This is a genomic window from Sphingomonas phyllosphaerae (genome assembly GCA_036946405.1).
In the GTDB taxonomy this organism is placed as follows: Bacteria; Pseudomonadota; Alphaproteobacteria; order Sphingomonadales; family Sphingomonadaceae; genus Sphingomonas; species Sphingomonas phyllosphaerae_D.
The window spans coordinates 2,297,950-2,323,736 of record JAQIJC010000001.1 but is presented as its reverse complement, the minus strand read 5'-3'; the positions used below and the strand labels follow the sequence as shown (position 1 = coordinate 2,323,736).

Here is a 25,787-nt window from a genome sequence, read left to right as displayed (position 1 = left end):
CGGCTAGCGGGCGGATCATGAACCCGTCCGACCTGCGTGTCGCCTTCGTCAGCGGCAATTACAATTACGTGCGCGACGGCGCGAACCAGGCGCAGAACCTGCTGGTCGGCTACCTCCTCGATCAGGGGGTGCAGGTACGCGTCTACTCGCCGACCACGCCGACCCCGGCGTTCGAAGCGCGTGGCACGGTTGTCGACGTCCCCGCGATCCCGATGCCGGGCGGGCGCGGCGAGTATAAGCTGGGGCGCGGACTTCCCGCCAGGCCACGCCGCGACATGGAAGCGTTCGACCCGCATCTGGTGCATGTCTCGGCGCCCGAGTTCCTGGGCCATGCGGCGGTCACCTGGGCGCGACGGCGCGGCGTACCGGTGGTCGCGACGGTCCACACCCGCTTCGAAACCTATTTTCAATATTACGGCCTGTCGTTGGTCCAGCCGCTGATCGTCGCGATCCTGCGCCGCTTCTACAATCGCGCCGACCGCGTGCTGGTGCCGACGCCATCGATGGCGCAGGTGGTGCGCGACCTGGGAGTCACCTCGCCGATCTCGATCTGGGGTCGCGGGGTCAACCATCGCCGCTTTCACCCCGATGCGCGCGATCTCGCCTGGCGACGGTCGCTGGGGATCGCGGATGACGAGGTGACGATCGGCTTTCTCGGCCGGCTGGTACTCGAAAAGGGGCTCGGCGTGTTCGCTGACGTGCTCGCCCGGCTCGACGCGCTCGGCGTTCGTCACCGCGTACTGGTGGTCGGCAAGGGACCGGCGCGCGACTGGTTCGCCGAGCGCGTCCCGCAGGCAGCGTTCGCCGGCTTCCAAAGCGGCGACGATCTCGGCCGCGCGGTCGCGTCGATGGACCTGCTGTTCAATCCCAGCGTCACCGAGACCTGGGGACAGGTGACCTCGGAGGCGATGGCAGCCGGCGTCCCGGTGGTGGCAGCACGCGCGACCGGCGCGGTCGACCTGCTGGAGGACGGGCGCACCGGCTTCCTCGTACCGCCGGAGGACCTCGACGGCTATGCCGCCGCGATCGCGCGGTTGATCTCCGACCCGCTGTTGCGGGCGGCGATGGGACGGGCCGCACACGACCGCGCGCAAGACTTCCGCTGGGACACCGCCAATGGTGCGGTGTTGCAGGCGTATCAAGAGGTGCTTTCGTCTCCCCGGACGTGATTGCTCCCAACCGTTCGTGCTCAGCCTGTCGAAGCGCGTGCTCCGCAACACGCCCTTCGACAAGCTGAGGGCAGACGGTCGGGAGGCGGGGCTTACATCACACCGCCCGCCAGTCGAAGGTCAGCGGCGCCTCGCGAAACGCGAAGCGGTCAAGGTGGCTCGCCACCACCTCCTCCATCCGCGCCACCACGCCCTCTTCCGGCACCGCCAGCCGCACGTCGAGCGTCTCGCTGTCGGCACGCAGCTCGAGCGTCGCGCCATTCGGAAAGGCGATCGTCGCCGCCTGTTCGGAGAAGCTGACCTCCATCTTGTGGCTCCAATGCTTGGCGAGCTGCTGGAGATAGCGGCTCGCCGAATGCGTCGGCACGCGCGCCACGCGCACCGTCACTTCAGCCGCTCCACCTTCTGCGCCACCTCGTCGATCAGCGCGGCGATCTCGTGGAGCAATTCCGGCGAGGCGTCATCGCGCTTCACGCGATCCATGACCGCGTGGCGGAGGTTGTGCATCGCGCGGCGGACCGGCGCGCCCTCACCTTCGCCCTGCGCGCGCTGTGCCGCTAGCGCCTCCAGCCGCGCCATCAACGTCGCGACCACCTCTGCCTGTTCGTCGAGATGCGCACGCCCGGCGTCGGTGACGGCGAAGCGCTTGCGCGACCCCTCGCTGGCCTGCTCCGCGATCAACTCCATTTCGTCGAGCAAGGTCAGCGTCGGATAGACTACCCCCGGGCTCGGCGCATAGGCACCGCCGGTCAACGTCTCGATCGCCTTGATGAGTTCATAGCCATGGCGCGGCGTGTCGGCGATCAGCTTGAGGAGCACCAGCCGCAGCTCCGAGCCATCGAACATCCGCCGGCTGCGCCCGCCGCCTCCGCCGCCGCCACGACGATGCTCACCGTCGTTGAGGCGCTCGATCCAGTGGAAGAACCGCTCGGGATCGAACCCGCCACCGCCGCCGCGCGGTCCGAAATGATGATGGCGGCCGCGGCCACCGTGCGAAAAACCGAACATCCGATCGACTCCATTCTGTGTCATGATGCAGCAAGATATATCTTGAAGCATTTAGCACAAGAGCATCCAAGATATATTTTCGCTTTCTCGCATGACGCGGCCCCGCGCGCACCTTACATGAGCGTACATGGCCGACCTGTTTGCCGGGTTCGATCCCGTCGATCCCCCCAGCCCCGCTCCGTCCGACGCCCATGCCCCGCTCGCCGACCAGCTGCGCCCGCGCGCGCTCGCCGACGTGATCGGCCAGCGCCACCTGCTCGGCCCCGACGCGCCGCTGGCGATGATGATCCGCTCACGGCGGCTGTCGTCGTTCGTGCTGTGGGGGCCGCCGGGCGTCGGCAAGACGACGATCGCGCGGCTGATCGCGGCCGAGGCGGGCTATGCCTTCGTCCAGCTCTCCGCGGTGTCGACCGGGATCGCCGATCTGCGCCGCACGCTCGCCACCGCGCGCGACCTGCGCGCCGCCGGCAAGTCGACCGCCTTGTTCATCGACGAGCTGCACCGCTTCTCGCGCCCGGTGCAGGATGCGCTGCTGCCCGCGGTCGAGGACGGCACGATCGTGCTGATCGGCGCGACCACCGAGAACCCGAGCTTCAGCCTCGTCGCGGCCTTGCTGTCGCGCGCCAAGGTCTTCACGCTCGACCGGCTGTCCGCCGCCGACCTCGACACCGTTATCACGCGTGGCGAAGCGCAGCAGGGACGGACATTGCCGCTCGATCCCGATGCGCGCGCCGCGCTGATTGCAATGGCCGATGGTGACGCGCGCTATCTGCTCGGCCTCTGCGAGACGCTGTTCCTGATCGAGTCCGACGTGTCGATCGACACCGCCGCGCTGGCGGCGATCGTCCAGAAGCGCGCGCCGCTCTACGATCGCGGGCAGGAAGAACATTTCAACCTGCTGAGCTGCTTCCACAAGAGCCTGCGCGGCAGCGACGCCGATGCCGCGCTTTATTGGGCGGCGCGGATGGTGCGCGGCGGCGAGGATGCCGGGGTGATCTTCCGCCGGCTCTGCTGCGCGGCGTCGGAAGATGTCGGCATGGCCGATCCGCAGGCGCTGGTGCAGGTGATGACCGCCTGGCAGGCGTTCGAGCGCGTCGGGATGCCGGAAGGCAGGCTGTTCCTCGCACAGGCGATCAATTACGTCGCGACCGCGCCGAAGTCGAATGCCTCCTACGTCGCGTTCGATCGCGCGAGCGCGCTGGCACGCGACACCGGCTCGCTGCCGCCGCCGAAGCATATCCTCAACGCGCCGACGAAGCTGATGAAGGAACTCGGCTATCACGAGGGCTATCGCTACGACCACGATTACCCCGATGCCTATGCCGCCCAGGATTTCTTTCCGGCGGAGATCGGCGACGACCATCGCTTCTACGAGCCCAGCGAGCGCGGCTACGAGCGCGAGATCCGCAAGCGGCTCGCCTTCTGGACGACCGCGCGCGACCGACGCGCGGATTGAACGCGCAAGCGATTGCGTCACGACAAGAAGCAGATAAGCCGCGGCGCGTGAATCGCATCCGTCTTGTCGCCGCAACCCTGCAATCGCCGGGCCGAAATCACTGCACAGGCGTTGAGCGCGGGTAATGCGTGTCACGCCCCATATCGCCGCGATCGGCACCGCCGTGCCCGAACACGACATCCACACCGCCTTCGTCGACTGGGCCGCGCAGCGCTTGCCCGATCGCGAGGCGCGCGTGTTCGCGCGCATGGCGGCGCGCGCCGGGATCGCGCAGCGCTGGTCGGTGCTCCCCGCCGAGCAGGGCTCGCCGGTCGGCGCCACCGGCTTCTACGCCGCCGAGCCGCATCCCGGCACCGGCGCGCGCATGGCGCTCTATGCGAAGGCGGCACCTGCATTGGCGCTGGCGGCGATCGCCGACCTGCGTGCACAGGTCGAGCTCGACGGCATTACGCATCTGGTGGTCGCGAGCTGCACCGGCTTCGTCGCGCCCGGCGTCGACCAGATCCTCGCGCGTGCGCTCGACCTGCCGGGCAGCGTCGAGCGCACGCTGATCGGCTTCATGGGCTGCTATGCCGCGGTCGCCGCTCTGCGGACCGCGCGGCACATCATCCGCTCCGAACCGGCGGCGCGCGTGCTGGTCGTCACCGTCGAACTTTCGACACTTCACCTTCAACCCGAACGCACGCTCGAGCCGCTGCTCGCCATGCTGCAATTTGGCGATGGCGCGGCAGCCGCTTTGGTCACCGCAACGCCGCAGGGGCTGGCGATCGGCGCGCCATTCAGCGCCACCCTGCCCGCAGCGGCCGGGCTGATCCGCTGGGACATCACCGACCACGGCTTTGCGATGCATCTGTCGGGCGAGGTGCCGGGGCGGATCGGCGCCGCGTTGCGCGACCCGGCGCTGGTCACCACGCTGACCGGCGGACGCGCGGTCGATCGCTGGGCGGTCCATGCCGGCGGCCGCTCGATCCTCGACGCGGTCGAGCACGCGCTGGCGCTGCCCGCGGACGCGCTGAAGGACTCCCGCGCGGTGCTCGCCGCCAACGGCAACATGTCGTCGGCGACGCTGATGTTCGTGCTGGCGCGCGTTCTGGCTGGTCGGCCAGTCGAGCATGGCATCGCGCTCGCCTTTGGTCCCGGCCTCGCCGCCGAAGGGCTGGCGTTTGAAAGCGCGGCGTGATGCTCGACCAGCGCGCCACCGCCGAGGAACTGATGGACGCCGATGACCTGCCGGCGGACGTCTATACCGCGGTCGTTGCCGATCTGGCGCGGGTCAATGTCGTGACGATGGCGGCGCGACCGACGCTGGCATTCCTCGAGCGTCTGACGAAGCCCGGCGAGCGCTACCGGCTGCTCGATGTTGGCTATGGCGACGGCGACATGCTGCGGCGGATCGCGCGCTGGGGCGAACGACGCGGGGTCGGCTTCGATCTGGTCGGCGTCGACCTCAACCCGCGCAGCGAGGCCGCGGCGCGCGCGCATACACCGGCGGACCTCGCGATCGACTGGCGCACCGGCGACTATGCCGATCTCGCCGGCGACGGCTGGGATTTCATCATCTCCAGCCTCGTCGCGCACCATATGACGCAGCAGCAGTTGGTCTCCTTCCTGCGCTTCATGGCGCACGAAGCGCGCGTTGGCTGGCTGCTCAACGACCTGCACCGCCACGGCTTCGCCTATCACGGCTGGCCGCTGCTCGCCGCGCTGTTCGGCTGGCATCCGATCGTGCGGCATGACGGACGGCTGTCGATCGCGCGCAGCTACCGCCCCGATGAATGGCCGTCGTTGCTCAATGAAGCCAAGGTGAGCGACGCCCGCGTGTTCCGCACCTTTCCGTTCCGGCTATGCGTCGCGAGCCGCTGATCCTCGGCGGCGGCCCGGCGGGCAGCGCCGCGGCGATCACGCTGGCACGGGGCGGCGCGCGACCGCTGGTGATCGAGCGTACACGCGACACCGGCGACGCACTGTGTGGCGGGTTCCTGAGCTGGCGGACGCTGGAGACGCTCGCGCGGCTCGGCATCGCCGCCGATGCGCTCAACCGTGCGCGGGTGACACGGGTGCGCATCTTCGCGCGCGCCCGGATGGTCGAAACGGCGCTCCCCGCCCCCGCGATCGGCGTGTCGCGCGCGCGTCTCGACGCGCTGTTGCTGGCGCAGGCGGAGGCGCGCGGCGCCGCCATCGAACGCGGCGTCGTCGCGCGCGCGATCGAGGATGGGGCGCTCCGCACCGGAGATGGCGCACGGCTGGCGAGCGACGCGCTGTTCCTCGCCAGCGGCAAGCATGACGTGCGCGGCGCAGCCCGCCCCGCCGCGGCGCGTGGGTCCGATCCGACGCTCGGCCTGCGCACCCGCCGCCGGGGTGCCGCCGTCGCACGATACGTTGGGGATGCGATCGAGCTGCACCTGTTCGACCGCGGCTATGCCGGCATCGTGCTACAGGAGGATGGCAGCGCCAACATTTGTCTCGCCATCCGCCGCTCGCGACTGACCGAGGCGGGCAGCGCCGATGCCCTTCTCGCCGCGCTGGCCAAGGAGCTGCCCGCGTTCGGCGATCGGCTCGCGGGCGACGCCACCGCAATCGAGGCGATCGCCAACGTGCCCTATGGCTGGCGGGCACATGACGGGACGGACGGCTGTTACCGGCTCGGCGATCAGGCCGCGGTAATCCCATCACTGGCGGGCGAAGGCATGGGCATCGCGCTGGCGAGCGGCGTGTCGGCGGCGCAGGCATGGCTGGCCGCCGAGCCGTCTACGGCATGGCAGAGGCGCTTCGCCCGCCAGGCAGCCCGCCCCGTTACGATCGCCACCACGATCCGCGCCGCGGCCGAATGCCCCTCGATGATCGCGCCGTTGCTCCCGATCGCGGTCTGCCTCGGCCTGATCGGCGCGGCAGCCGCCGCGACGCGGATAGCACCGGCCTGAGCCGGCTCTCCGCATCACCCCGCCGTCATCCCGGACTTGATCCGGGATCCCGCTTCTTCCTTCCATCGCCTGGCCGCGGGGCTCTGGATCACGTCCACTGTGACAGGGCTGGGGGTGTTTGGTTAGAAAGCCAGCGATCCAACGAAAAAAGGCGCGGCGGTCGCCCGCCACGCCTCTTGGCAATACCCCAACGGGGCCGGACCGATTACTCGGCCGCGGCGGCCGGGCGCGTGTCGCGACGCTCGGCGATACGCGCCGACTTGCCGGTGCGGCCACGCAGGTAATACAGCTTGGCGCGACGCACCGCGCCCTTGCGCACCACCTCGATCGAATCGACGTTCGGCGAATACAGCGGGAAGACGCGCTCCACGCCCTCGCCGAAGCTGATCTTGCGGACGGTGAACGACGAGCCCATGCCCTTGTTCGAGCGCGCGATGCACACGCCCTCGTAATTCTGGACGCGGGTGCGCTCACCCTCGACCACCTTTACGCCGACCTTCAGCGTGTCGCCGGGGCGGAAATCAGGGATCTTCTTGGTTTCGTTGAACTTGGCGATCTGCTCGGCTTCGAGCGTCTGGATCAGGTTCATGGTCAGTCCTCAGTCCGTTGCCGCGCGCCAGAGGGCGAGCCGACCCGAGCGCCCTCATGACGCTCCCAAAGGTCTGGCCGCCGTAGCCGTGTGTCGATCTCCGCCTGGCGTTGCCGCCAGGCCGCGATCTTCGCATGATCCCCCGATCGCAGCACTTCGGGGATCGTGCGCCCCTCCCATTCGACCGGTCGGGTATAATGCGGATATTCGAGGAGGCCGCTTTCGAAGCTTTCCTCGACTCCGCTGGAAGCCGCGCCCATTACGCCGGGAAGCAGCCGAACGCAAGCGTCGAGCAGCACCAGCGTCGCCATCTCGCCGCCGGACAGGATATAGTCGCCGATCGAGACCTGTTCGATCCCGCGTGCCTCCAGCAGCCGCTCATCGAAGCCCTCGAACCGCCCGCACAGGATCACCGCGCCCGGCCCCGCCGCCAGCTCGCGTACCCGCGCCTGCCGGAGCGGCGTACCCCGCGGCGTCATCGCGAGCAGCGGCCGGCCATCGGCCTGCGCATCGACCGCGCGCGCGAGGATATCGGCGCGCAGCACCATCCCCGCCCCGCCCCCCGCCGGCGTGTCGTCGACGGTGCGGTGCCGGTCGGTGGTGAAGTCGCGAATATTGACCGCGTCGAGCGACCATTTCCCCTCCACCAGCGCCCGCCCGGCGAGCGAGGTGCCGAGCGGGCCGGGAAACATCTCGGGATAGAGCGTCAGGATCGTGGCGCGGAAGGTCATCGACGTCCCAATGAAGTGACGATGCCGGCCGCCGCCGCCGCACCGAGGAGAAACGCACCGGCCGCATAGGCCAGCCCGAAGATCGCGAATGCCATCGCCATCCCGCACGCATCGACGCCGCACCGCGCCGGCGGGGACAGTGCGGCGTCGACGAACAACCCGATACACAGCAGCGCGCCGAGCAGCGGCAGCGGCACGGACGCGGTCAGGATGACCCGGCGCCGCGACCAGCCGCGGTCGAGGCGCACCAGCAACACGCCGGCCAGCACCGCCGCTAACGCCGCGGGGAAGCCGACCAGCCACAGCAGGTCGCTTGCAGTCATCACGGCTGGGTCCAGTTCTCGATCCTGAGATCGGGAATGTCGGCGAAGTCGCGTTCGTTGTTCGTGACGAGGGTCAGATCGACCGACAGCGCGTGCGCTGCGATCAGCATGTCGAAACTGCGCCGCCGAAATTTCAGCTGCGCATAGATCCGAGCGGCCTGCAGATCGAACGGCACAATCTCGAACAATCTTGGCAGCTGATCCAGCACGATGAGGGATGGCCGCTTGCCGTTCCAGCTCCCCAGTGCGACTTCGGCGAAAGCGATCGAGGAGATTGCAATGTCGCCGGGCCGACACGCTTCGACCCGCTCGCGCAACACATCGGGGCCGCCACCGAGAAGTGCAATGACGATATTGGCGTCGAGCATGAACGTCACGCGGCCGGGTCCTCACCCCAACCCTGCCAATTCGGATCGTCCCAAACACGCGGAGAGTGATCGAATTCGCGCTCCTCCGGCGTCAACGGTTTGAGATCAGGGCAGGAACCCCAAAGTCCGGTGAGATCGATCCGCCCCTTGTCATCCACCGACTCGAACGAGAACTTGCCGGCTTCCTCGCGGACCCGGACCTCCTGCCCCGCCTCAAAGCCGAGAGCCTTGGGCAGCCGCAACGCGACAGAATTGCCAGACTTGAACACCTTGGCGCGATATTCGTTACCCATCGCCGGCCTCCTGTATGTACGGCATGTATATACGGGCAGCGAGGCGTGCAAGGCGGAGGGTTCGTGGACGATTGCATCATCATCGGCGCCGGGCCGGCCGGGTTGACCGCCGCCATCTATCTGGCGCGCTATCACCTCGACATCCGCCTGTTCGACAGCGGATCGAGCCGCGCGGCGATGATCCCGTGCACCCACAATCATGCCGGCTATCCCGACGGGATCGCCGGCAAGGACCTGCTCGCACTGATGCAGGCGCAGGCCGAAAAATATGGCGCACGACGCGAACAGGTTAAAGTGACCGGCCTCGCCCGCGACGGCGGCGACTTCGTCGTCCGCACCGATAACGGCACGCACCGCGCGCGCACCGTGCTGCTCGCCACCGGTGTCGTCAACCATCGCCCCGCGCATCTGCTCCCCGAGGTTCACGATCCGGCGCTGGCGCGCGGGCTGCTCCGCTACTGCCCGATCTGCGACGGCTATGAGGTCACGGATCGCCGCGTCGCCGTCATCGGCACCGGCGATCACGGAATGCGCGAGGCGCTGTTCCTGCGTGGCTTCACCCGCGACGTGACGCTGGTGTCGCCCGAAGCCGAACACGCGCTCGATCCGGCGTGCGCACGAGCGCTCGACGAGGCGGGAATAGTGCGGATCGAGGGACCGTGCGGCGGCTATGCGATCGAGGGCGAACAACTCGCGTTCGACACCGCGCGCGGACGGATGGCATTCGACAGCGTCTACCCGGCACTCGGCTCACGCATCCGCTCGCGGCTCGCGGTCGAGGCCGGCGCGCGCGCCAGCGACGAAGGCTGTCTCGAGGTCGACGACCACCAGCGCACCAGCGTGCCCGGCCTGTTCGCGGCGGGCGATGTCGTGAAGGGTCTCGACCAGATCAGCCACGCGATGGGCGAAGCCGGAGTGGCGGCGACCGCGATCCGCAACCTGTTGGCGGAGCGCGGGCCGATCAGGAGATAGTGAGCCGCGTCTTCCCTCCCCGTTCGTACTGAGGAGGCATTGAGCTGGCCGAAATGCCGTCTCGAAGTACATGCCCTTCGAGACGAGGCTTCGACAAGCTCAGCCTCTCCTCAGGACGAACGGCGGGAAGAAGCGAGGTTTACGGCTCGACGAAATCGGCCTCGATCACAAGCCGCACGTCATTCCATTCCGGCACCGCCGAGATCGGCACCATGAAGGTCTTGCCGTTCGCCCGCCGCACCTCGACCACGTCGCCGGCACCGAAATTCTCGACCGCCGCGACGACGCCCAGTTCCTCGCCGGTCGTCGAAACAGCAGCGAGCCCCAGCAGATCGGCGTGATAATATTCGCCCTCGCCCAGCGGCGGCAGCGCATCGCGCGGGACGGTCAGCACCGTCCCGCGCAACGCCTCCGCCGCGGTACGATCCGCGACTTCGGCGAAGCGCGCGATCGTACCGTCACGCAGCTTCACCAGATTGAGCGCGCCGTCGTTGAACGAGCGGTGCGCCGCCAGATCGTCGGCAAAGACCTTTAGCCGCACCTCCCCTGCCACGCCATGCGCGCCGGTGACCGCGGCGAGCACGATCGCGCCGGCCGGTACCTCATTCGCGGTCGGGCGAGTCGCCGTCGCCGCCGGGGGCGTCGTCGCGCCCTTCGGCGGGGTCGTTGGCGGAGACGCCTTGGTTGGTCGCGTCTTCATGGTCCTCGGGTGCGGTGCGCGGATCGGGATCGGCGGTCATCATGCGCTCTCCTGTTCGAGTGAACGGGGCCAACGCACGACGACCGCGATCGGATGCTTATTCGGCGGTCGCCTCGGCCTCGGCCGCAGGAGCTTCCGCCTCGGCCGCAGGCGCCTTGGCCGCCTCTGCCGCGGCTTCCTCGGCCGCCTTCTGCTTCTCGGCACGCTCCTCGGCGCGCTCCTTGGCCTTCTCGCCCGGCTCGGCCTTCTTCGGGTTGTTGCGCGCCGCGCGCTCCTTTACGCCGGCCGCGTCGAGGAAGCGGGCCACGCGGTCGGTCGGCTGCGCGCCCATCGCCAGCCAGTGCTTGGCGCGCTCACCGTCGAGCACGATGCGCTTCTCGTCGTCCTTCGCGAGCAGCGGGTTGTAGTTGCCAAGCTTCTCGATGAACTTGCCGTCACGCGGGCTGCGCGCATCGGCAACGACGATGCGGTAATACGGACGCTTCTTCGAGCCGCCACGCGACAGGCGAATGCTGAGTGCCATTGTTCTTCCTTGCCTTCTAATCCGTCGCCCCTGCGGAGGCAGGGGCCCATTTCTGCTTCAACGACCGGCGCCCCTCGTCAGGGAGAGACCTCAAGCCCCTGCCTCCGCAGGAGCGACGATCGCTATCTCTTGAACTTGAACCCGCCGGGCCCGCCCGGAAGGTTGCCGGGCAGCCCGGGAAACCCCGGGCCGCCACCCAATCCGCCACCGGGCCCGCCCAGCTTGCCCATCATGTCGCCCATGTCGGCGCCACCGATCGCATTGCCGAGCCCGCCGAGCCCGCCCTTGCCGAGCATCGCCATCATGCCCTTCAGACCGCCCATCTTCTTGATCTTCTTCATGGCGGTCGACATTTCGAGGTGCATCTTCAGGAGCTTGTTGACCTCCTGCACCGTGGTGCCGGAACCCTTGGCGATGCGGATCTTGCGCTTGGCGTTGATCAGCTCGGGCTTGGCGCGCTCCTTGACGGTCATCGAGCCGATCATCGCGTCGAGATGCACCAACATCTTGTCGCTGCCCGGCGTCGCGTCCATCGCGGCCTGCGCCTTCTTCATCCCCGGCAGCATCCCCGCCAGCGCGCCGAGCCCGCCCATCCGCTTCATCTGCGCGAGCTGGCTACGCAGGTCGTTCATGTCGAACTGGCCCTTGGCGAGCCGGCTCGCCATCCGCTCGGCGTCTTCCTGCTGGATCGACTCCGCCGCGCGCTCGACCAGCGAGACGACGTCGCCCATCCCGAGGATGCGCCCGGCGACCCGCGACGGGTGGAAGGCTTCGAGCTGATCCAGCTTCTCGCCGACGCCCGCGAACTTGATCGGCTTGCCGGTGACCGCGCGCATCGACAGTGCCGCGCCGCCGCGCGCATCGCCGTCCATCCGGGTCAGCACGACGCCGGTCAGCGGCACCTGCTCGGAGAAGTTGGTCGCGACGTTGACCGCGTCCTGGCCGGTCAGCGAGTCGACGACCAGCAGGATTTCCTGCGGCTTCGCGACCTCGGCGACCGCCTTCATCTCGTCCATCAGCGCCTGATCGACGTGCAGGCGGCCGGCGGTGTCGAGCATCAGCACGTCGAAGCCCTGCAGCTTCGCGGCCTGCACCGCGCGCCGCGCGATCTCGACCGGCTGCTGCCCGGCGATGATCGGCAGCGTCGCGACCTCGACCTGCGTGCCGAGCGTCGCCAACTGCTCCTGCGCCGCCGGGCGATTGACGTCGAGCGACGCCATTAGCACCTTCTTCGCGGAGCGGCCGGTCATCGAGCTGCTCGACAGCCGCTTGGCGATCTTCGCGGTGGTGGTGGTCTTGCCCGAGCCTTGCAGGCCGACCATCATCACGATCGCCGGCGGCGTGACCGCAAGGTTCAGCTCGGCGGCCTCGGGATCGTCGCCGCCCAGCATCCGCACCAGCGCGTCGTTGACGATCTTGACGACCTGCTGCCCCGGCGTGACCGAGCGAAGCACGTTCTGCCCGATCGCCTCTTCGGTGACCTCGTCGACGAACTGCCGCGCGACCGGCAGCGCCACGTCGGCTTCGAGCAGCGCGACGCGCACCTCGCGCATCGCCTGACGCACGTCGGCTTCGGTGAGCGCACCACGCCCCCGCAGCCGGTCGAAGACGCCGCCAAGACGATCGCTGAGGCTATCGAACATCGAAACTCCTTTCACCCGCCGCAAAACGCAAAATACGCCGGCGGGCGAAACCTCGCCGGCCAGCGTGCGCCACAGGAGCGCTTGATCCTTCGCGTCCCACCACGGAACTTGGGTGAGCCGATAGCCGAATGCGGTAGCGGAGGCAAGTTGGTTCGGACGTTGCCTCCCGCCCCTACCGTCATCCCCGCCTCTCCACCCAGCCGTCATCCCCGCGAAGGCGGGGATCCAGAACCTCTGACGGTCGTGACTCTTGCGAAGACCTGCGCGTCTGGATTCCCGCCTACGCGGGAATGACGGTTGGTCATCCTACCAGCCCCCACCCGCCTCCAGATACGCCCGCTCCGCCTCGGTCGTCTCGCGCCCCAGCGCCGCATTGCGCGAGGGAAACCGCCCGAAGCGCGCCAGCACCTCGGCATGATCGCGAGCGAACCGGATATTCTCCTCGATCCCCAGTGCCTCGAACATCGCGACGCTCTTCTCCTGCCCTTCCGCATTTTCGGCATGCATCAGCGGCATGTAGAGGAACACCCGTTCCTCCTTCGACAGCTCAGCATCCCACCCGCGCGCGATCGCCAGCTCCGTCAGCTCACGCGCCAGCGGATCGGCCCTGAACGCCTCCGCCTCTCCCCGGAAAAGGTTGCGCGAAAACTGGTCCAACACGATCACCGCCGCCAGCAGCGTGTGCGGATCGTCCCGCCACCCCGCCGCTCCACTCGCCAGCACCCGATCGCGCAACGCCCCGAACCGCGCGCGGATCGCCGCATCCAGCGCATCGTCCTTCGCGAAGTGCTGCTCCGTGGTCAGCCCTAACCAGAAGTCGCGCACTTCGCGCGCCGCGGAGTCGACTTCATCCCTCGTCATAACTAGATCGCCCGCCATGTCCTTCTCCACCCAGCCAGAGGTCGTGACGCTCGGCTGCCGCCTCAACATCGCCGAAAGCGCGGCGATCCGCCAGCTCGCGGGTCGCGGGCAGGTGGTGGTGAACGGCTGCGGCGTCACCAACCAGGCGGTCAAGGACACCCGCGCCGCGATCCGCCGGCTGCGCCGCGCGCGCCCCGACGCCGAGCTGATCGTCACCGGCTGCGCCTCCGACATGGACCGCGACGGCTTCGCGGCGATGCCGGAAGTCGACCGCGTGATCGGCAACGCCGCCAAGCTGCTCCCCGCCACCTGGGGCGCGCGCCCGAACGCGCCGCGCCCGCTCCCGCAGACCCGCGCGTTTGTCGGCGTCCAGAACGGCTGCGACCATCATTGCACCTTCTGCGCGATCCCGCAGGGTCGCGGCCGCAACCGCGCCGAGCCGATCGCGGCGGTGATCCCGCAGATCGCCGCGCTGGTCGAGGGAGGCCAGCGCGAGGTGGTGCTGAGCGGCGTCGATCTCGCCAGCTACGACGATCGCGGCGCGCGGCTGGGCGCGCTGGTCGAGCGGTTGCTTGCCGAGGTGCCGACGCTCGAACGCCTGCGTCTCTCCTCGCTCGATCCCGCCGCGATCGACGATCAGCTACTCGCCTTGCTCACGCAGGAGCCGCGCGTGATGCCGCACGTTCATTTGTCCGTGCAGGCCGGCGACGACATGATCCTCAAGCGGATGCGCCGCCGGCACACGCGCGGCGACGTGCTGCGGCTGGTCGAGCGGCTCAGGGCGGCGCGCGACATCGCGATCGGCGCCGACCTGATCGCCGGCTTCCCGACCGAGGACGAGGCGATGTTCGCCAACACGCGTGCCCTGATCGACGAGGCCGACATCACCCACGCACACGTCTTCCCCTATTCACCCCGCAGCGGCACCCCGGCGGCGCGGATGCCGCAGGTTGCCCCCGCCGTCGCCCGCGATCGCGCGGCGCAGCTACGCACCGCCGCCGCTGCGCGGCTCGTCCGCCGCCTCGCCGCGCAGGTCGGCACCGTCCAGCCGGTGCTGGTCGAGAGGCCCGGCGACCGCGGCCATGCGCCGGATTTCACCGCGGTGCGCCTGCCCGCCCCTTCTCCCATCGGCGGCATCGTCGCGGTAAAAATCACCGCCGCCGCCCCCGACCATCTGACCGGAATCTTCGCATGAGCACGAGCTGGCACGACAAGCTGCTGGGCGGTTTTCGCCGCACCTCCGACCGGCTGGTCGGCAACCTCGCCGGGCTGGGCGGCGCGCGGCTCGACGAGGCAACGCTCGACACCGTCGAGGAAGCGCTGATCGCCTCCGACCTCGGCCCCGCCACCGCCGCCAAGGTCCGCAACCGGCTGGCCGAGGGCACGTTCGAGCGCAACATGGAGGAACTCGGCATCCGGCTCGTCGTCGCCGAGGAGGTCGAGAAGGTGCTGCGCGACGTCGCCAAGCCGATCGGGATCGACGCCTTCCCGCGCCCGCAGGTGATCCTCGTCATCGGCGTCAACGGCTCGGGCAAGACCACTACGATCGCCAAGCTCGCGCATCTGTTCCTCGAACAGGATTATGCGGTGATGCTCGCGGCCGGCGACACGTTCCGCGCCGCCGCGATCGGCCAGCTCAAGACCTGGGCGGAGCGGATCGGCGTCCCGATCGTCACCGGGCCGGAGGGCGGCGATGCCGCCGGGATCGTCTGGGACGCAGTGAAGCAGGCGACCGCGATCGGCACCGACGTGCTGATCGTCGACACCGCCGGACGGCTCCAGAACAAGCGCGAGTTGATGGACGAGCTGGCGAAGATCCGCCGCGTGCTCGGACGCCTCAACCCCGCCGCGCCACACGACGTGCTGCTGGTGCTCGACGCGACCACCGGACAGAATGCGCTCAGCCAGATCGAGGTGTTCAAGGAGGTCGCGGGCGTCACCGGCCTCGTCATGACCAAGCTCGACGGCACCGCGCGCGGCGGCGTGCTGGTCGCCGCGGCCGAGCGCTACGGCCTGCCCATTCATGCGATCGGAGTCGGCGAGCAGATGGACGACCTGCGCCCGTTCGACGCGCGCGAGGTCAGCCGGATCATCGCCGGCATCGACGGGGGCAAGCAACGATGAGCACGCCGCAGAACGACGGCCACGGCGGCGTCCGCGCGCTGGTCGATTACGGCCCGCTCGCCTTGTTCTTCGCCGCCAACTTCCTCGTCCCCGCCGAGACGGCGCGCGGGATCGTCGCGCATTTCACCCCGATGCTCTCGACGCTCAAGCAGGTCGAGGCGCTGTTGCTCGCGCGCGTGATCCTCGCCACCGCGGTGTTCGTGCTCGCCAGCGTCGTCGCTTTGGTGATCGCGCGCGTGAAGCTCGGGCGCGTGCCGCCGATGCTGCTGATCTCGGCCGGTCTGGTGATCGTGTTCGGCGGATTGACGATGTATTTCCGTGACCCGCGCTTCATCCAGATGAAGCCGACGATCGTCTACGCCCTGCTGGCCGCGGTGCTCGGCTTCGGGGTCGCGACCGGCCGGCCGTTGCTCCAGCAATTGATGGGCAGCAGCTATCCCGGCCTGCGCGAAAGCGGCTGGCGGCGGCTGACGATCAACTGGGTGTGGTTCTTCGTGGTGATGGCGTTCCTCAACGAGGCGGTCTGGCGCGGCGCGGCGGTCGCGGTCGGCGCGCAGCGCGGCTGGGATTTGTGGGCGATCTACAAGGTGTGGGTGGTGATCCCCGCGACGATGCTGTTCGCGATCGCCAACGTACCGATGCTGATGCGCCACGGCCTGACGCTCGGCGACGACGCCCCGCCGGTCCCGCCGGAGGGATAACACCCCGTCGCCCCGGACTTGATCCGGGGCCCCGCTTCTTGCCCGCGGGTTGAAAGAAAGCGGGACCCCGGATCAAGTCCGGGGCGACGGACTCAACCCGGCGTCAACCGCGCGCCCGGCCGCTCCCCACCGCCGCGCTGGTCACCGCCGGCGTCACCCGCCACACCGTGTTCGACAGATCGTCCGCGATGAACAACGCCCGCCGCGGCGCGTCGTAGAGCACGCCCACCGGCCGACCGCGCGCCTTGCCGTCCGCCCCGATGAACCCGGTCACCAGATCGCGCGGCTCACCCGCCGGGCGCCCGCCGGCGAACGGCACCCAAACGACCTTGTAACCCGCCAGATCCTGCCGGTTCCAGCTGCCATGCTCGCCGACGAACGCGCCCTCGCTGAACGCCCCGCCCCAGCCGCCGCCGGTCACGAACGACAGCCCCAGCGCCGCGACATGCGAGCCGAGCGCATAGTCCGGCGCCACCGCGGTCGCGACCAGATCGGGTCGCTGCGGATGCGCGCGCGGATCGACGTTGCGTCCATAGTAACTGTACGGCCAGCCGTAGAAGGCCCCGTCGCGCACCTGCGTCAGATAATCGGGCACCAGCCGCGGCCCCAATTCGTCACGCTCGTTGACGACGCTCCACAAGGCATTGGTGGTCGGCTCGATCGCCAGCGCGGTGGGATTGCGGATGCCGGTCGCGATCGCGCGGTGCGCGCCGGTCTGGCGGTCGATCTCCCATACCACGGCGCGATCCTGCTCGACCTCCATCCCGCGCTCGCCGACGTTGCTGTTCGAGCCGATCCCGACGTAGAGTTTCGACCCGTCGGCACTCGCCGCCAGCGACTTGGTCCAATGATGGTTGATCCGCGACGGCAGCTCGGTCACCACCGACGCCGGCGTGGTGATGCTGGTCGCCCCCGGCACATAGGCGAAGCGCTTGAGCGCGCCCTGTTCTGCGACGAACAATTCATTGCCGACCAGCGCCATGCCATACGGCGCATCCAGCTTGTCGATGAACGTGGTGCGCAGCTCCGGCCGCCCGTCGCCATCGGCGTCGCGCAGCAACGTGATGCGGTCCCCGCCCTTGACGCTCGTCGTACCGAGGCTCTTGATATAGCCGGCGATCAGGTCCTTGGGCCGCAGCTTCGGCGCATGGCCGCCCTTGCCCTCCGCCACCAGCAGGTCGCCGTTGGGCAGCACCAGCATCTGCCGCGGCACCTTCAGGTCGGTCGCGACCGCGGTGATCGCAAAGCCCTTCGGCACGGTCGGGCGGGTATCGCCCCAGCCGGTCGGCTTGGCGATCTTCATCGCCGGGATCAGCGAGGGTTGCTGCGCAGGCAGCTGCGGGTTCGGCCCGGTCTGGCGAACATCGTCCGGCTGGCTCCCGCAGGCTGTGAGCAGAGTCAGCGTGGCGACGGTGGCGACGACGCGGCTCATCGCACCGTCTCCCGCACCACCACGCGGCGCGCGCCGAGTGCCAGCCATCCCGCCGCCAGTATCGCGCCGCTCGACACCAGCGACAGCAACAACCCGCCGACCCCAACCGATGCCCACGCGTCCTGACTATGCTGGAAGGCGTTGACCAACCCGGCCACCCACGCCAGCCCCAGCAGCAGCGGATACAGCCATGACGCACGCCGCCGCAGCGCCGCGAACACGCTCAACGCCAGCGCCGGCGCGCCGAACACGAGCGCGCCGGTGATCGCCCAGGCGGCCATGTTCGACCATTGCATCTCGGCGCTGCCCAGATAGGTCACGTCCGCCGCCAGCGCCGCCGGAAACAATGCCACGGGGAAGGCGAGCAGGATGCCGTGGAGCGGGTGGATGCGCCACGGCGCGGCGGTGGGTGCGAGCATGGGGGCCTCCGCACGCCCGAACGCGGGCGCTCGAAGCGACAATGATTTCACGCTCGCATGGTTGCCCGTCTTGCGATCGCCAGAGAATACCTCGCCCCGCCCACGCCGTTCGTGCTGAGCCTGTCGAAGCACGGGCCTCGCTGTACTGCTCGACCGAGAAAAAGCGTTTCCCTCGCCTCGCGCGGCCCTCGTTGTGATCCATCCCGCCCGAACCATCGCCCTCCGTCACCCCGGACTGGTTCCGGGGTCCACCATCCCGCAAGAGCAACGGCCTGTGTGCTGGCGGAACGGTGGATGCCGGAACAAGGCTCTCCTGAGCTTGTCGAAGGGTCCGGCATGACGGATGACGGATGACGGATGACGCTCCACTTCGCGACTCGCCCCTAGAACCGCGCGCGAACCCCCACCGTCGCGGTCCGCGGCGCGCCCGGCTGCACCCACACCGGAGCATAGCTATTCGCATACCATTGCGCGTCGAACAGATTGCTGACCGACGCGAACAGCGCCGCATCGGGCGTCAGATCGACCTCGCCGAACACGCGCGCCACCGTATGCGCGGGCAAGGTGAACGCGGTTCCGGTCTGCCCGCTCCGCTCACCGACATATTGCACCCCCGCCCCCAGCAACGCCTCGCGAGCGCCGAATGTCACATGCCTGGCGATCTGCGCGTTGGCATTGTGCCTGGGGATGTTGATGAGCGGATCGCCCGGCAGGAGCTGGAACGAGAAATTGGGATCGCGCACCCGCGACCGCGCCTCGGCATCGGTATAGGCGTAGCTCAACAACAGGTCCACGCGCCCCGGCAACTGCCCGTTGACGTCCAGCTCGATCCCGCGGCTGCGCGCCTTGCCGATCGCGACCGAGAAGCCGGGATTGGCGGTATCGGTCGCCAGCACGTTCGCCTTGTCGAGCTGATAGACTGCCAGCGTCCCGCTCAATCGGCCGCCGAGCGCCGCCAGCTTCACGCCCGCCTCGATCGATCTGCTGGTTTCGGGCTCGAAGACGTCGCCGCGCGCATCGGTGCCGATATTGGCGCGATAGCCTTCGCCATAGGCGGCATAGAGCGACAGCGGCGCGGCCACTTCATAGACGATGCCGGCCTGCGGGCTGAACCGTGCGCGGCTGCGCCGGCCTTCGGTGTTCAGCAACCGGTTGTCGACGCGCAGCAGGAAGCTGTCGACACGCCCGCCGACGCGGACCTGCAAGCGCTCGGTGAGACTGATCTGGTCCTGAACATAACCGCCCAGCGTGCGCTGCACGTCGAGCCGGTCGGTGGTCGGGGTGCCGGTCGGCACCGGCCAGCGGCCATAGACCGGGTTCCGGATATCGATCGCATAGCTCTGCCGGTCGGTGGTCGACGCAGTGACGACGGGGCCGCGGAAGCGCGTGAAATACTGGTCGGTATCAAAATGATCGATATCGCCGCCGATCAGCACCCGGTGCCGCACCCCGCCCGTCGCGAACTCCCCCGCCACTTCGGCACGGAACACGTCATGCGTCGAGGTATAGCGGCGCGTGCGGCGCTGTCGCGACAAGGTATGGCCGTCGACGAACAGCTTCTGCCGTGCGGTTGCGGTTTCGGCGTCGGACGAGGCGCCTGACAAGTCGGTGTCGCGGTGGCTCGCGCCGAGCAACAGGCTCCACCCGCCACCGAAATCGTGCTGGAGCCGCAACTGGTGACCGAAGGCGCGCGCGACCGTATCGCCGTCACTCGGCTCGCCGAGGAAGCGCGAGCGCGGCAAGGTATGGAAATCATTGTCGAGCACGACGATCCCGCGATCGAACGGCACCGCGGTCCGCGTCCACTCCATGTCGTAGATCAACCGCGTGTCGTCGCCGATCGCCAGCGCGATCGACGGCAGGAAGCCCCAGCGTCGCTGGCTGATCGTATCGCGGAACGTATCGCCGGATTCCGCATAGCCGATCAGCCGCGCGGTCAGCGTGCCGGTCAGCGCGACGTTCGCGTCTCCTTCGGCGCGCACCGTGTCGAAGCTGCGATACTGCAGCGACGCGCTGCCGAACGTCCGCCCGATCTCGGCCTGCTTGGTCACCAGATTGATCGATCCGCCCGGCTCGCCGCGCCCCAGCACCGCTCCCGCCGGCCCCTTGAGCACTTCGACGCGCTCGATCCCGGCCACGTCGCGCTGCCCGCTGAACCCGCGTCCGGCGTTGAACCCGTTGACCAGATAGCCGCTCGGCAGATTTTCGTCGCCGGCGAAGCCGCGCACCGCGAAACTGTCCCACAGCCCGCCCAGCGTGTTCTGCCGCGCGACCGAGGCGTTGAGGTCCAGCGCGTCGGTCAGCCGCAGGATGTTGTTCTCCTGCAAGGTCGCGGCATCGATCGTGGTGATCGCCTGCGGGATCTCGCGTAGCGCGAAGCTGCCGCGGTACGGCTGCCGCACGCCTTCGACCGTGACGTCGTCCCGATCGGTCGGCTCGGGATCGGCGGCGGCCGGCGTCGACGCCGTCGCGAGCATCAGCGCGAGCGGCAGACCGGCGATCATCGCGGCGGAGCGTTTCGGACGACGACGCACGATCTTCTTCCCTCCGTTGGCGGCGGCTGGTCGCTCGTATCGCTCCCGCTCTCAAAAGATCGTTAACGGCGCATCCACCATGATCCGCCGCGCATGAAAAAGGCCCGGGGATCGCCCCGGGCCTCGTTCGTCGTTGCTATTTTCGGGCTCAACCGTGCGCCGCGTCGTACCGGCGCCCCGCCTCGTCCCAGTTCACCACGTCCCACCACGCCTTCAGATAGCCGGGGCGATCGTTCATGTAGGTCAGGTAATAAGCGTGCTCCCACACGTCGTTACCCAGGATCGGCGTGCCCTTCTCCTTGGCGTCGTCCATCAACGGATTGTCCTGGTTCGGCGTCGACGTCACCTTCAACGCCCCCGACGAATCCGCGATCACCCACGCCCAACCCGAACCGAACTGGCCCGCGCCCTTGCCGTTGAAATCTTCCTTCAACTTGTCGAGCCCGCCATAAGCGTCGATCGCCTCGGCCAGCTTGCCCGATGGCTGGGTCGAGCCCTTCGGCCCCATGATCTTCCAGAAGAAGTCGTGGTTCCAGAACCCGCCGCCATTGTTGCGGATCAGCGGCGGCAGCGACGAGACGCGCGCCAGAATGTCCTCGATCGACAGCCCTTCCAGCGACGGATCGGCGGCGACGCCCTCGTTCAGCTTGGCGGTGTAGGCGGCATGATGCTTGTCGTGGTGGAAGGTCATCGTCTCCTTGGAGATCACCGGCTCCAGCGCGTCATAGGCGTAAGGCAGCGGCGGCAGTTCGAAAGCCATAAATCCTCCTCAAGGTTCGCGTCGGCAACGCGATGCGCCCCAAATGGCTCCACGACACTCGTTACGCAACCGCTCCGATCAGATCGTGCCGCCGCAGCGCGTGGCGGAGCTGGTCGTAGCTGAGGCCCAGCGCCTCGGCGGTCGCGCGCTGGTTGAAACGATGCTCGGCGAGCGACTTGGTCAGCAATTCGCGTTCGAAGAGCGCCACCCGGCTCTTGAAGTCGGACGGCCCGACCTCGCAGGCCGCGACCTCCTCGTCGTCCTGCTCTCCGGAAGGCGGTGCGGTAGGTGCAGGCGCGGGCGGCGCCGCCGGGCGCTTGCCGTTCGCGCCGGAAGGCCGATAGGGCGAGTCGAACGGATCGAACTCGATCGCGCCGACCGGCCCGGCGCGCTCCCAGCGATAGACCGCACGCTCGACGACGTTGCGCAACTCGCGGACGTTGCCTGGCCAGCGATAGTCGCGCATCGCTTCCTCCATCTCTGCCGAGAAGCCCGCCCATTCGTCGCGCCCCAGCTCCGACGACATCCGCCGCCCGAAGAAATCGGCGAGCACCGGTATGTCGCTCTTGCGCGCGCGCAGCGGCGGCAGCGTCACCACCTCGAAGCACAGCCGGTCGAGCAGGTCGGCGCGGAACGTATTGTCCTCGACCCGGTCGGGCAGATGCTCGTTGGTCGCCGCGACGATCCGCACGTCGACGCGCAGCGGACGCGACGCGCCGATCCGCGTCACCTCGCCATATTCGACCGCACGCAGCAGCCGCTCCTGCGCGCCCATTGACAAGGTGCCGAGTTCGTCGAGGAACAGCGTTCCGCCATCGGCTTCCTCGAACCGCCCCGCGCGCGCCTTGGACGCGCCGGTAAATGCCCCCGCCTCGTGGCCGAACAATTCCGCCTCGATCAGCGTCTCCGGCAGTGCCGCGCAGTTCATCGTCACCAGCGGCTGATCCCAGCGCGGACTGAGATGGTGGAGTCGCTCGGCGACCAGCTCCTTGCCGGTCCCGCGCTCGCCGATCACCAGCACCGGCCGATCGAGCGCCGCAGCGCGGCTCGCGCGCTCCAGCGCGTCGAGGAAGACGCCCGATTGACCGATCACCTGCGTACTGCGCTTCATGCACCAAGGATTGGCGCAATTCGCCAGACGATAGCAACCATCAGTTTTTGCAATTGCCGCCCGAACAAGGAAAAGTTCAGCATTTCCGCTACAAATTCGATTTGGCACGCCTCCTGCAATGCTTCTGGCGACAACGCATTCAGGGAGTTTCCACCATGACCACCACCTTCACCAGCAAGCTCGCCGCCCTCGCCCTCACCGTTCTCGTCAGCGCCACGATGGTGCTCGGCGCGGTCGGACCGGCGACGGCGCTGGCGAACACCCCCATTGTTTCCGCCCGCACGATCGCGTGAGCGGAGGACGGGGTGCGGGAACAGACCCTCCCCGTACCCCGTCCAATCCGCTAAGAAGGCGCGAATACCCAAGGAGTCCGTATCGAATGGGCATTTTCTCCCGCACTCGCGACATCGTCGCCGCCAATATGGCCGAGTTGCTCGACCGTGCGGACGATCCCGCCAAGATGGTCCGCATCATCATCGCGGAGATGGAAGACACGCTGGTCGAGGTTCGCGCCTCCGCCGCCCGCACCATCGCCGACCAGAAGGAGATGCGCCGCCACATCGCCAAGCTGGCGGAGCTGGAGGCGAGCTGGACCGAAAAGGCCGAGCTGGCGCTGTCCAAGAACCGCGAGGATCTCGCCAAGGCAGCGTTGGTCGAGCGTCGCAAGGCCGCCGACATGGGCGCACAGCTTCGCGAGGAAGTCACCGGGCTCGACGAGGCGCTACGCTCCTCCGAAGAGGATATCGCCAAGCTGCAAAACAAGTTGCGCGAGGCGCGTGCCAAGCAGAATGCGATCGCGACGCGGCTGGAGAGCGCCAACACCAAGGCGCGGCTGCGCGAGATGTGGAACGGCCCCAAGACCCACGAGGCGTTCAGCCGCTTCGAGATCCTGGAACGCCGCGCCGACGAGGCGGAGGGTCGCGCCGAGGCGATGGGCCTCACGCCGCGGTCGCTGGAGGATGAATTCAACGAGCTGCGATCGAACGACAAGATCGACGCCGAGCTCGAAGCGCTGAAGAAGCGCCTGAACAAGGAGGGTTGAGATGGATTTGACCGGCGTCATCGCCATTCTGGCATTCATGATCGGGTTGCCGTGGCTGATCCTGCACTATGTGACCAAGTGGAAGACCGCGCCCAAGATGACCGGGGAGGACGAGCAATTGCTCGACGAGATGTATAATCTCGCCCGCCGGCTTGAGGACCGCGTCAACACCGTCGAACGGATCGTCGCCGCCGACAATCCCGATTTCCGCCCTGGAGTCGCCGATTATCGCTCGGCCCCCGACTATCGCCTCGATCAACCCACGTCGCAGCGGAGGAACTGATGTCCGACAGCCGCACCAATTTCTATCTCGATCCGCAGAACGGCAAGTGGAAGGGCGTTTGCGCCGGGATCGCCGACTACATCGGGATCGAGGTCCTGTGGGTTCGCCTCGGGATCGCCGGGCTGACGATCGTCGCGCAGCAATGGTGGATCCTGCTGGCCTATATGATCGTCGCCTGGATCGTCGATCCGAAGCCGACCGGCCTCTATCAGGACCATGACGACCAGAAATTCTGGCAGGGTGTCCGCGCCAATCCGAAGCGGTCCACCGCCGAGGTCCGCGCCAAGTTCCGCGACATCGACCGCCGGCTCGCCGATATCGAATTGCACTACACCAGCCGCAATTCCTCGCTGGCCAAGGAAATCGACAGCCTGCGGTAAGCACGGCGTCAGCAAAGGGTTAGGTCATGAACATCAGTCCGCTACTCATCCCGATCTTCGCGCTGCTGATCCCGATCACCGCGATCATCGCCACGACGGTCGTCCGCCCGTGGCTGGAGATCCAGCGCCGCCGGCTCGAGATCGATGCCGAGCGCACCGCCGAGAAGGCGGCGCAATATGCGGCGCAGACCGAACGGCTCGAGGCGCGCGTGCGGGTGCTCGAACGGATCGCCACCGACAAGGGCGTGGCGCTCGCCGACGAGATCGACGCGCTGCGCACCGTGCCGGACCAGCGTCCGCTGAACTGAACCGAACGAAGACGAAAGAGGGAGGAAGTAACGTGCCGTGGTCCGTAGCAACGATGGTGGTCATGATCGTGATGATCGTCACCATCGGCAAGGTCAGCCGGGAAAAATGGCGCGCGATGGCGATCAAGGCGCAACAGCCGGACGCCTTCGTCGACGATCGCCGCTCCCCCGACGACATCCGCCAGCTCAAGGAACGCATCGCGGTTCTGGAGCGCGTCATCACCGATCAACACGGCCGCAGCGATCTGGAACGCCAGATCGAAGAGCTGCGCGACCGCTGACCTCAACGCCAGCACAGGAGAAGGCAGCCATGTCCGATCCCCAGATCACCCTCACCCTCGCCGTCGCGTCGCTTGCCGGACTGGCGATGCTGATCTTCGCCGCGCTGAACGGCTGGCGCAGCTGGCTCCAGCTGAAAAGCCAGGAGATGCGGCTCGCCAGCGCACCCGCCCCCGCCCCGGCCGCCGGCGCGCGGATCGAGATCGCCGACCTCAAGGAGCGCATCCGCAAGCTGGAGGCGATCGCCGCCGGGGTCGACCTCTGAACGGTTGCGGGCGGCGCGCCGGGGCGGTAGCGCGCCCGGCATGACCGAAGCCGCTGCCACGCTCGACGACGTCCGCGACGAATATGCCTTCCTCGAAGGCGACGACCGCTACCGCTTGCTCGTCGACCTCGGCCGCACGCTGGAGCCGATGCCGGAAGCGCTCAAGACCGATGCGACATTGGTGCGCGGCTGCTCCGCCTCGGTCTGGGTCTATCCCGCGGTCCGCGACGACGGTCGGCTCCACTTCCTCGCCGACAGCAACGCCCACATCACGAAGGGTATCATCGCGCTGGTGCTGCTGACGGTGCAGGACCGGACGCCCGCGCAAATCCTGTCGACCGATATCGAGGGCGAACTGGCCTCGTTCGACCTGAAGGCGCAGCTCAGCTCGAACCGCACGCAGGGCATTCCGAACATGATCGCCCTGATCCGCGAAACCGCGGCGCGCTACGGGGCCTGACCTCGCCCACCGTCATTCCCGCGAAGGCGGGAATCCAGACGCGCAGGTCCGTCGATAGAAGCGCAAGGTCAGAGGTTCTGGATTTCCGCCTTCGCGGGAATGACGGTGATGGTAGATGTGCGGTCGCCATCC

The 25,787-nt window shown here is 68.2% G+C and carries 34 protein-coding genes; 17 read left to right on the top strand and 17 right to left on the bottom strand.

Annotated elements, in window-relative coordinates; translation table 11 throughout:
• Window positions 1-17: 17 nt before the first annotated feature.
• Complete coding sequence (locus tag PGN12_11125; protein ID MEH3104448.1) at window positions 18-1,169, top strand: glycosyltransferase family 1 protein; 1,152 nt, start codon at window positions 18-20, stop codon at window positions 1,167-1,169.
• A gap of 97 nt (window positions 1,170-1,266) precedes the next feature.
• Here PGN12_11125 and PGN12_11120 read toward each other — a convergent pair whose 3' ends face one another.
• Both PGN12_11120 and PGN12_11115 read right to left on the bottom strand, forming a co-directional pair.
• A complete protein-coding gene (locus PGN12_11120) occupies window positions 1,267-1,557 on the bottom strand; it encodes a DUF2218 domain-containing protein (protein MEH3104447.1) in 291 nt (96 codons plus the stop codon).
• Window positions 1,554-2,177: a PadR family transcriptional regulator gene (locus tag PGN12_11115; GenBank protein ID MEH3104446.1), complete on the bottom strand. Its 624-nt coding sequence runs from the start codon at window positions 2,175-2,177 to the stop codon at window positions 1,554-1,556. The genes PGN12_11120 and PGN12_11115 overlap by 4 nt, the downstream gene beginning before the upstream one ends.
• Before the next feature lie 127 nt (window positions 2,178-2,304).
• Here PGN12_11115 and PGN12_11110 point away from each other — a divergent pair, with 127 nt between their 5' ends.
• The 4 genes from PGN12_11110 (at window position 2,305) to PGN12_11095 (ending at window position 6,554) form a co-directional block, all read left to right on the top strand.
• On the top strand, window positions 2,305-3,633 hold the full coding sequence (locus tag PGN12_11110) for a replication-associated recombination protein A (GenBank protein ID MEH3104445.1): 1,329 nt from the start codon (window positions 2,305-2,307) through the stop codon (window positions 3,631-3,633).
• Window positions 3,634-3,757: 124 nt separating this feature from the next.
• A complete protein-coding gene (locus PGN12_11105; protein MEH3104444.1) occupies window positions 3,758-4,813 on the top strand; it encodes a type III polyketide synthase in 1,056 nt (351 codons plus the stop codon).
• Complete coding sequence (locus PGN12_11100; protein MEH3104443.1) at window positions 4,810-5,496, top strand: methyltransferase domain-containing protein; 687 nt, start codon at window positions 4,810-4,812, stop codon at window positions 5,494-5,496. Before PGN12_11105 ends, PGN12_11100 begins: the two co-directional genes overlap by 4 nt.
• A complete protein-coding gene (locus PGN12_11095; protein ID MEH3104442.1) occupies window positions 5,478-6,554 on the top strand; it encodes an FAD-dependent monooxygenase in 1,077 nt (358 codons plus the stop codon). Before PGN12_11100 ends, PGN12_11095 begins: the two co-directional genes overlap by 19 nt.
• Window positions 6,555-6,759: 205 nt before the next feature.
• Here PGN12_11095 and rplS read toward each other — a convergent pair whose 3' ends face one another.
• Genes rplS through PGN12_11070 form a run of 5 tightly spaced genes read right to left on the bottom strand, consistent with a single transcriptional unit; the run spans window position 6,760 to window position 8,858 of the window.
• The gene (gene rplS, locus PGN12_11090; protein ID MEH3104441.1) at window positions 6,760-7,143 is read right to left on the bottom strand and encodes a 50S ribosomal protein L19; all 384 of its coding nucleotides are present in this window, start codon (window positions 7,141-7,143) and stop codon (window positions 6,760-6,762) included.
• A 2-nt stretch (window positions 7,144-7,145) separates the two neighbouring features.
• Window positions 7,146-7,874 (bottom strand): tRNA (guanosine(37)-N1)-methyltransferase TrmD, encoded by a 729-nt coding sequence (gene trmD / locus PGN12_11085; protein ID MEH3104440.1) that lies wholly within the window; start codon window positions 7,872-7,874, stop codon window positions 7,146-7,148.
• Window positions 7,871-8,197: a hypothetical protein gene (locus PGN12_11080; protein MEH3104439.1), complete on the bottom strand. Its 327-nt coding sequence runs from the start codon at window positions 8,195-8,197 to the stop codon at window positions 7,871-7,873. Before PGN12_11080 ends, trmD begins: the two co-directional genes overlap by 4 nt.
• Window positions 8,197-8,574: a type II toxin-antitoxin system VapC family toxin gene (locus PGN12_11075; protein ID MEH3104438.1), complete on the bottom strand. Its 378-nt coding sequence runs from the start codon at window positions 8,572-8,574 to the stop codon at window positions 8,197-8,199. Before PGN12_11075 ends, PGN12_11080 begins: the two co-directional genes overlap by 1 nt.
• Window positions 8,571-8,858: an AbrB/MazE/SpoVT family DNA-binding domain-containing protein gene (locus tag PGN12_11070; GenBank protein ID MEH3104437.1), complete on the bottom strand. Its 288-nt coding sequence runs from the start codon at window positions 8,856-8,858 to the stop codon at window positions 8,571-8,573. Before PGN12_11070 ends, PGN12_11075 begins: the two co-directional genes overlap by 4 nt.
• Window positions 8,859-8,921: 63 nt before the next feature.
• Between PGN12_11070 and PGN12_11065 the strand changes: the two genes are divergently transcribed.
• Window positions 8,922-9,830 carry an NAD(P)/FAD-dependent oxidoreductase gene (locus PGN12_11065; protein ID MEH3104436.1) on the top strand — a complete coding sequence of 303 codons (909 nt, stop codon included), beginning with the start codon at window positions 8,922-8,924 and terminating at the stop codon, window positions 9,828-9,830.
• A gap of 139 nt (window positions 9,831-9,969) precedes the next feature.
• On the opposite strand, the gene rimM is transcribed toward PGN12_11065, so the two are convergent.
• The 5 genes from rimM to PGN12_11040 all read right to left on the bottom strand — a co-directional run bounded on the left by rimM (window position 9,970) and on the right by PGN12_11040 (window position 13,557).
• On the bottom strand, window positions 9,970-10,416 hold the full coding sequence (gene rimM / locus PGN12_11060; GenBank protein MEH3104435.1) for a ribosome maturation factor RimM: 447 nt from the start codon (window positions 10,414-10,416) through the stop codon (window positions 9,970-9,972).
• Window positions 10,417-10,432: 16 nt separating this feature from the next.
• Window positions 10,433-10,570: a hypothetical protein gene (locus tag PGN12_11055; GenBank protein ID MEH3104434.1), complete on the bottom strand. Its 138-nt coding sequence runs from the start codon at window positions 10,568-10,570 to the stop codon at window positions 10,433-10,435.
• A gap of 57 nt (window positions 10,571-10,627) precedes the next feature.
• Window positions 10,628-11,053, bottom strand: coding sequence for a 30S ribosomal protein S16 (gene rpsP / locus PGN12_11050; protein ID MEH3104433.1), 426 nt, complete (start codon window positions 11,051-11,053; stop codon window positions 10,628-10,630).
• Between the two features lie 122 nt (window positions 11,054-11,175).
• Window positions 11,176-12,696: a signal recognition particle protein gene (ffh, locus tag PGN12_11045; protein ID MEH3104432.1), complete on the bottom strand. Its 1,521-nt coding sequence runs from the start codon at window positions 12,694-12,696 to the stop codon at window positions 11,176-11,178.
• A 306-nt stretch (window positions 12,697-13,002) separates the two neighbouring features.
• On the bottom strand, window positions 13,003-13,557 hold the full coding sequence (locus PGN12_11040; GenBank protein ID MEH3104431.1) for a DUF924 domain-containing protein: 555 nt from the start codon (window positions 13,555-13,557) through the stop codon (window positions 13,003-13,005).
• 16 nt (window positions 13,558-13,573) lie between these two features.
• Between PGN12_11040 and PGN12_11035 the strand changes: the two genes are divergently transcribed.
• From PGN12_11035 to PGN12_11025, 3 genes are read left to right on the top strand one after another with little or no spacing between them, the layout of a single operon-like run.
• Window positions 13,574-14,752, top strand: a complete 1,179-nt coding sequence (locus tag PGN12_11035; protein MEH3104430.1) for a MiaB/RimO family radical SAM methylthiotransferase — start codon at window positions 13,574-13,576, stop codon at window positions 14,750-14,752.
• Complete coding sequence (ftsY, locus tag PGN12_11030) at window positions 14,749-15,681, top strand: signal recognition particle-docking protein FtsY (protein ID MEH3104429.1); 933 nt, start codon at window positions 14,749-14,751, stop codon at window positions 15,679-15,681. Before PGN12_11035 ends, ftsY begins: the two co-directional genes overlap by 4 nt.
• Window positions 15,678-16,382 (top strand): septation protein IspZ, encoded by a 705-nt coding sequence (locus tag PGN12_11025; GenBank protein MEH3104428.1) that lies wholly within the window; start codon window positions 15,678-15,680, stop codon window positions 16,380-16,382. The genes ftsY and PGN12_11025 overlap by 4 nt, the downstream gene beginning before the upstream one ends.
• Before the next feature lie 103 nt (window positions 16,383-16,485).
• Here PGN12_11025 and PGN12_11020 read toward each other — a convergent pair whose 3' ends face one another.
• The 5 genes from PGN12_11020 to pspF form a co-directional block, all read right to left on the bottom strand.
• Complete coding sequence (locus PGN12_11020; GenBank protein MEH3104427.1) at window positions 16,486-17,814, bottom strand: sorbosone dehydrogenase family protein; 1,329 nt, start codon at window positions 17,812-17,814, stop codon at window positions 16,486-16,488.
• Window positions 17,811-18,233 (bottom strand): hypothetical protein, encoded by a 423-nt coding sequence (locus tag PGN12_11015; protein ID MEH3104426.1) that lies wholly within the window; start codon window positions 18,231-18,233, stop codon window positions 17,811-17,813. Before PGN12_11015 ends, PGN12_11020 begins: the two co-directional genes overlap by 4 nt.
• Window positions 18,234-18,616: 383 nt before the next feature.
• Window positions 18,617-20,710 carry a TonB-dependent siderophore receptor gene (locus tag PGN12_11010; protein MEH3104425.1) on the bottom strand — a complete coding sequence of 698 codons (2,094 nt, stop codon included), beginning with the start codon at window positions 20,708-20,710 and terminating at the stop codon, window positions 18,617-18,619.
• Window positions 20,711-20,915: 205 nt separating this feature from the next.
• Entirely contained in the window at window positions 20,916-21,527 is a 612-nt protein-coding gene (locus PGN12_11005; protein ID MEH3104424.1) for a superoxide dismutase, read from the bottom strand.
• A 61-nt stretch (window positions 21,528-21,588) separates the two neighbouring features.
• Complete coding sequence (gene pspF / locus PGN12_11000; protein ID MEH3104423.1) at window positions 21,589-22,638, bottom strand: phage shock protein operon transcriptional activator; 1,050 nt, start codon at window positions 22,636-22,638, stop codon at window positions 21,589-21,591.
• A 155-nt stretch (window positions 22,639-22,793) separates the two neighbouring features.
• On the opposite strand from pspF, the gene PGN12_10995 reads away from it, so the two are divergent.
• The 8 genes from PGN12_10995 to PGN12_10960 all read left to right on the top strand — a co-directional run bounded on the left by PGN12_10995 (window position 22,794) and on the right by PGN12_10960 (window position 25,655).
• The gene (locus PGN12_10995; GenBank protein MEH3104422.1) at window positions 22,794-22,931 is read left to right on the top strand and encodes a hypothetical protein; all 138 of its coding nucleotides are present in this window, start codon (window positions 22,794-22,796) and stop codon (window positions 22,929-22,931) included.
• Between the two features lie 86 nt (window positions 22,932-23,017).
• Window positions 23,018-23,680 (top strand): phage shock protein PspA, encoded by a 663-nt coding sequence (gene pspA / locus PGN12_10990; GenBank protein ID MEH3104421.1) that lies wholly within the window; start codon window positions 23,018-23,020, stop codon window positions 23,678-23,680.
• A gap of 1 nt (window position 23,681) precedes the next feature.
• Entirely contained in the window at window positions 23,682-23,963 is a 282-nt protein-coding gene (gene pspB / locus PGN12_10985; GenBank protein ID MEH3104420.1) for an envelope stress response membrane protein PspB, read from the top strand.
• Entirely contained in the window at window positions 23,963-24,343 is a 381-nt protein-coding gene (pspC, locus tag PGN12_10980; protein ID MEH3104419.1) for an envelope stress response membrane protein PspC, read from the top strand. The genes pspB and pspC overlap by 1 nt, the downstream gene beginning before the upstream one ends.
• 26 nt (window positions 24,344-24,369) lie before the next feature.
• Complete coding sequence (locus PGN12_10975) at window positions 24,370-24,651, top strand: hypothetical protein (protein ID MEH3104418.1); 282 nt, start codon at window positions 24,370-24,372, stop codon at window positions 24,649-24,651.
• 62 nt (window positions 24,652-24,713) lie between these two features.
• Window positions 24,714-24,932, top strand: coding sequence for a hypothetical protein (locus PGN12_10970; GenBank protein MEH3104417.1), 219 nt, complete (start codon window positions 24,714-24,716; stop codon window positions 24,930-24,932).
• A 29-nt stretch (window positions 24,933-24,961) separates the two neighbouring features.
• Entirely contained in the window at window positions 24,962-25,195 is a 234-nt protein-coding gene (locus PGN12_10965; GenBank protein ID MEH3104416.1) for a hypothetical protein, read from the top strand.
• 40 nt (window positions 25,196-25,235) lie between these two features.
• A complete protein-coding gene (locus tag PGN12_10960) occupies window positions 25,236-25,655 on the top strand; it encodes a SufE family protein (protein MEH3104415.1) in 420 nt (139 codons plus the stop codon).
• The last annotated feature ends 132 nt before the right edge of the window (window positions 25,656-25,787 follow it).

Excerpts from the sequence above, each read along its gene's own strand:
- rplS (MEH3104441.1), bottom strand. The coding sequence starts at position 7,143 with ATGAACCTGATCCAGACGCTCGAAGCCGAGCAGATCGCCAAGTTCAAC.
- pspA (MEH3104421.1), top strand. The coding sequence starts at position 23,018 with ATGGGCATTTTCTCCCGCACTCGCGACATCGTCGCCGCCAATATGGCC.
- PGN12_11115 (MEH3104446.1), bottom strand. The coding sequence starts at position 2,177 with ATGTTCGGTTTTTCGCACGGTGGCCGCGGCCGCCATCATCATTTCGGA.
- PGN12_11035 (MEH3104430.1), top strand. The coding sequence starts at position 13,574 with ATGTCCTTCTCCACCCAGCCAGAGGTCGTGACGCTCGGCTGCCGCCTC.
- PGN12_11005 (MEH3104424.1), bottom strand. The coding sequence starts at position 21,527 with ATGGCTTTCGAACTGCCGCCGCTGCCTTACGCCTATGACGCGCTGGAG.
- PGN12_11025 (MEH3104428.1), top strand. The coding sequence starts at position 15,678 with ATGAGCACGCCGCAGAACGACGGCCACGGCGGCGTCCGCGCGCTGGTC.
- PGN12_10970 (MEH3104417.1), top strand. The coding sequence starts at position 24,714 with ATGATCGTGATGATCGTCACCATCGGCAAGGTCAGCCGGGAAAAATGG.
- rpsP (MEH3104433.1), bottom strand. The coding sequence starts at position 11,053 with ATGGCACTCAGCATTCGCCTGTCGCGTGGCGGCTCGAAGAAGCGTCCG.
- PGN12_10995 (MEH3104422.1), top strand. The coding sequence starts at position 22,794 with ATGACCACCACCTTCACCAGCAAGCTCGCCGCCCTCGCCCTCACCGTT.
- PGN12_10975 (MEH3104418.1), top strand. The coding sequence starts at position 24,370 with ATGAACATCAGTCCGCTACTCATCCCGATCTTCGCGCTGCTGATCCCG.
- PGN12_11070 (MEH3104437.1), bottom strand. The coding sequence starts at position 8,858 with ATGGGTAACGAATATCGCGCCAAGGTGTTCAAGTCTGGCAATTCTGTC.
- ftsY (MEH3104429.1), top strand. The coding sequence starts at position 14,749 with ATGAGCACGAGCTGGCACGACAAGCTGCTGGGCGGTTTTCGCCGCACC.
- PGN12_11040 (MEH3104431.1), bottom strand. The coding sequence starts at position 13,557 with ATGACGAGGGATGAAGTCGACTCCGCGGCGCGCGAAGTGCGCGACTTC.
- ffh (MEH3104432.1), bottom strand. The coding sequence starts at position 12,696 with ATGTTCGATAGCCTCAGCGATCGTCTTGGCGGCGTCTTCGACCGGCTG.
- PGN12_11105 (MEH3104444.1), top strand. The coding sequence starts at position 3,758 with ATGCGTGTCACGCCCCATATCGCCGCGATCGGCACCGCCGTGCCCGAA.
- PGN12_11010 (MEH3104425.1), bottom strand. The coding sequence starts at position 20,710 with ATGCTCGCGACGGCGTCGACGCCGGCCGCCGCCGATCCCGAGCCGACC.
- PGN12_10965 (MEH3104416.1), top strand. The coding sequence starts at position 24,962 with ATGTCCGATCCCCAGATCACCCTCACCCTCGCCGTCGCGTCGCTTGCC.
- PGN12_11015 (MEH3104426.1), bottom strand. The coding sequence starts at position 18,233 with ATGCTCGCACCCACCGCCGCGCCGTGGCGCATCCACCCGCTCCACGGC.
- PGN12_11055 (MEH3104434.1), bottom strand. The coding sequence starts at position 10,570 with ATGACCGCCGATCCCGATCCGCGCACCGCACCCGAGGACCATGAAGAC.
- trmD (MEH3104440.1), bottom strand. The coding sequence starts at position 7,874 with ATGACCTTCCGCGCCACGATCCTGACGCTCTATCCCGAGATGTTTCCC.
- PGN12_11080 (MEH3104439.1), bottom strand. The coding sequence starts at position 8,197 with ATGACTGCAAGCGACCTGCTGTGGCTGGTCGGCTTCCCCGCGGCGTTA.
- PGN12_11125 (MEH3104448.1), top strand. The coding sequence starts at position 18 with ATGAACCCGTCCGACCTGCGTGTCGCCTTCGTCAGCGGCAATTACAAT.
- PGN12_10960 (MEH3104415.1), top strand. The coding sequence starts at position 25,236 with ATGACCGAAGCCGCTGCCACGCTCGACGACGTCCGCGACGAATATGCC.
- pspF (MEH3104423.1), bottom strand. The coding sequence starts at position 22,638 with ATGAAGCGCAGTACGCAGGTGATCGGTCAATCGGGCGTCTTCCTCGAC.
- pspB (MEH3104420.1), top strand. The coding sequence starts at position 23,682 with ATGGATTTGACCGGCGTCATCGCCATTCTGGCATTCATGATCGGGTTG.
- PGN12_11095 (MEH3104442.1), top strand. The coding sequence starts at position 5,478 with ATGCGTCGCGAGCCGCTGATCCTCGGCGGCGGCCCGGCGGGCAGCGCC.
- PGN12_11020 (MEH3104427.1), bottom strand. The coding sequence starts at position 17,814 with ATGAGCCGCGTCGTCGCCACCGTCGCCACGCTGACTCTGCTCACAGCC.
- pspC (MEH3104419.1), top strand. The coding sequence starts at position 23,963 with ATGTCCGACAGCCGCACCAATTTCTATCTCGATCCGCAGAACGGCAAG.
- PGN12_11110 (MEH3104445.1), top strand. The coding sequence starts at position 2,305 with ATGGCCGACCTGTTTGCCGGGTTCGATCCCGTCGATCCCCCCAGCCCC.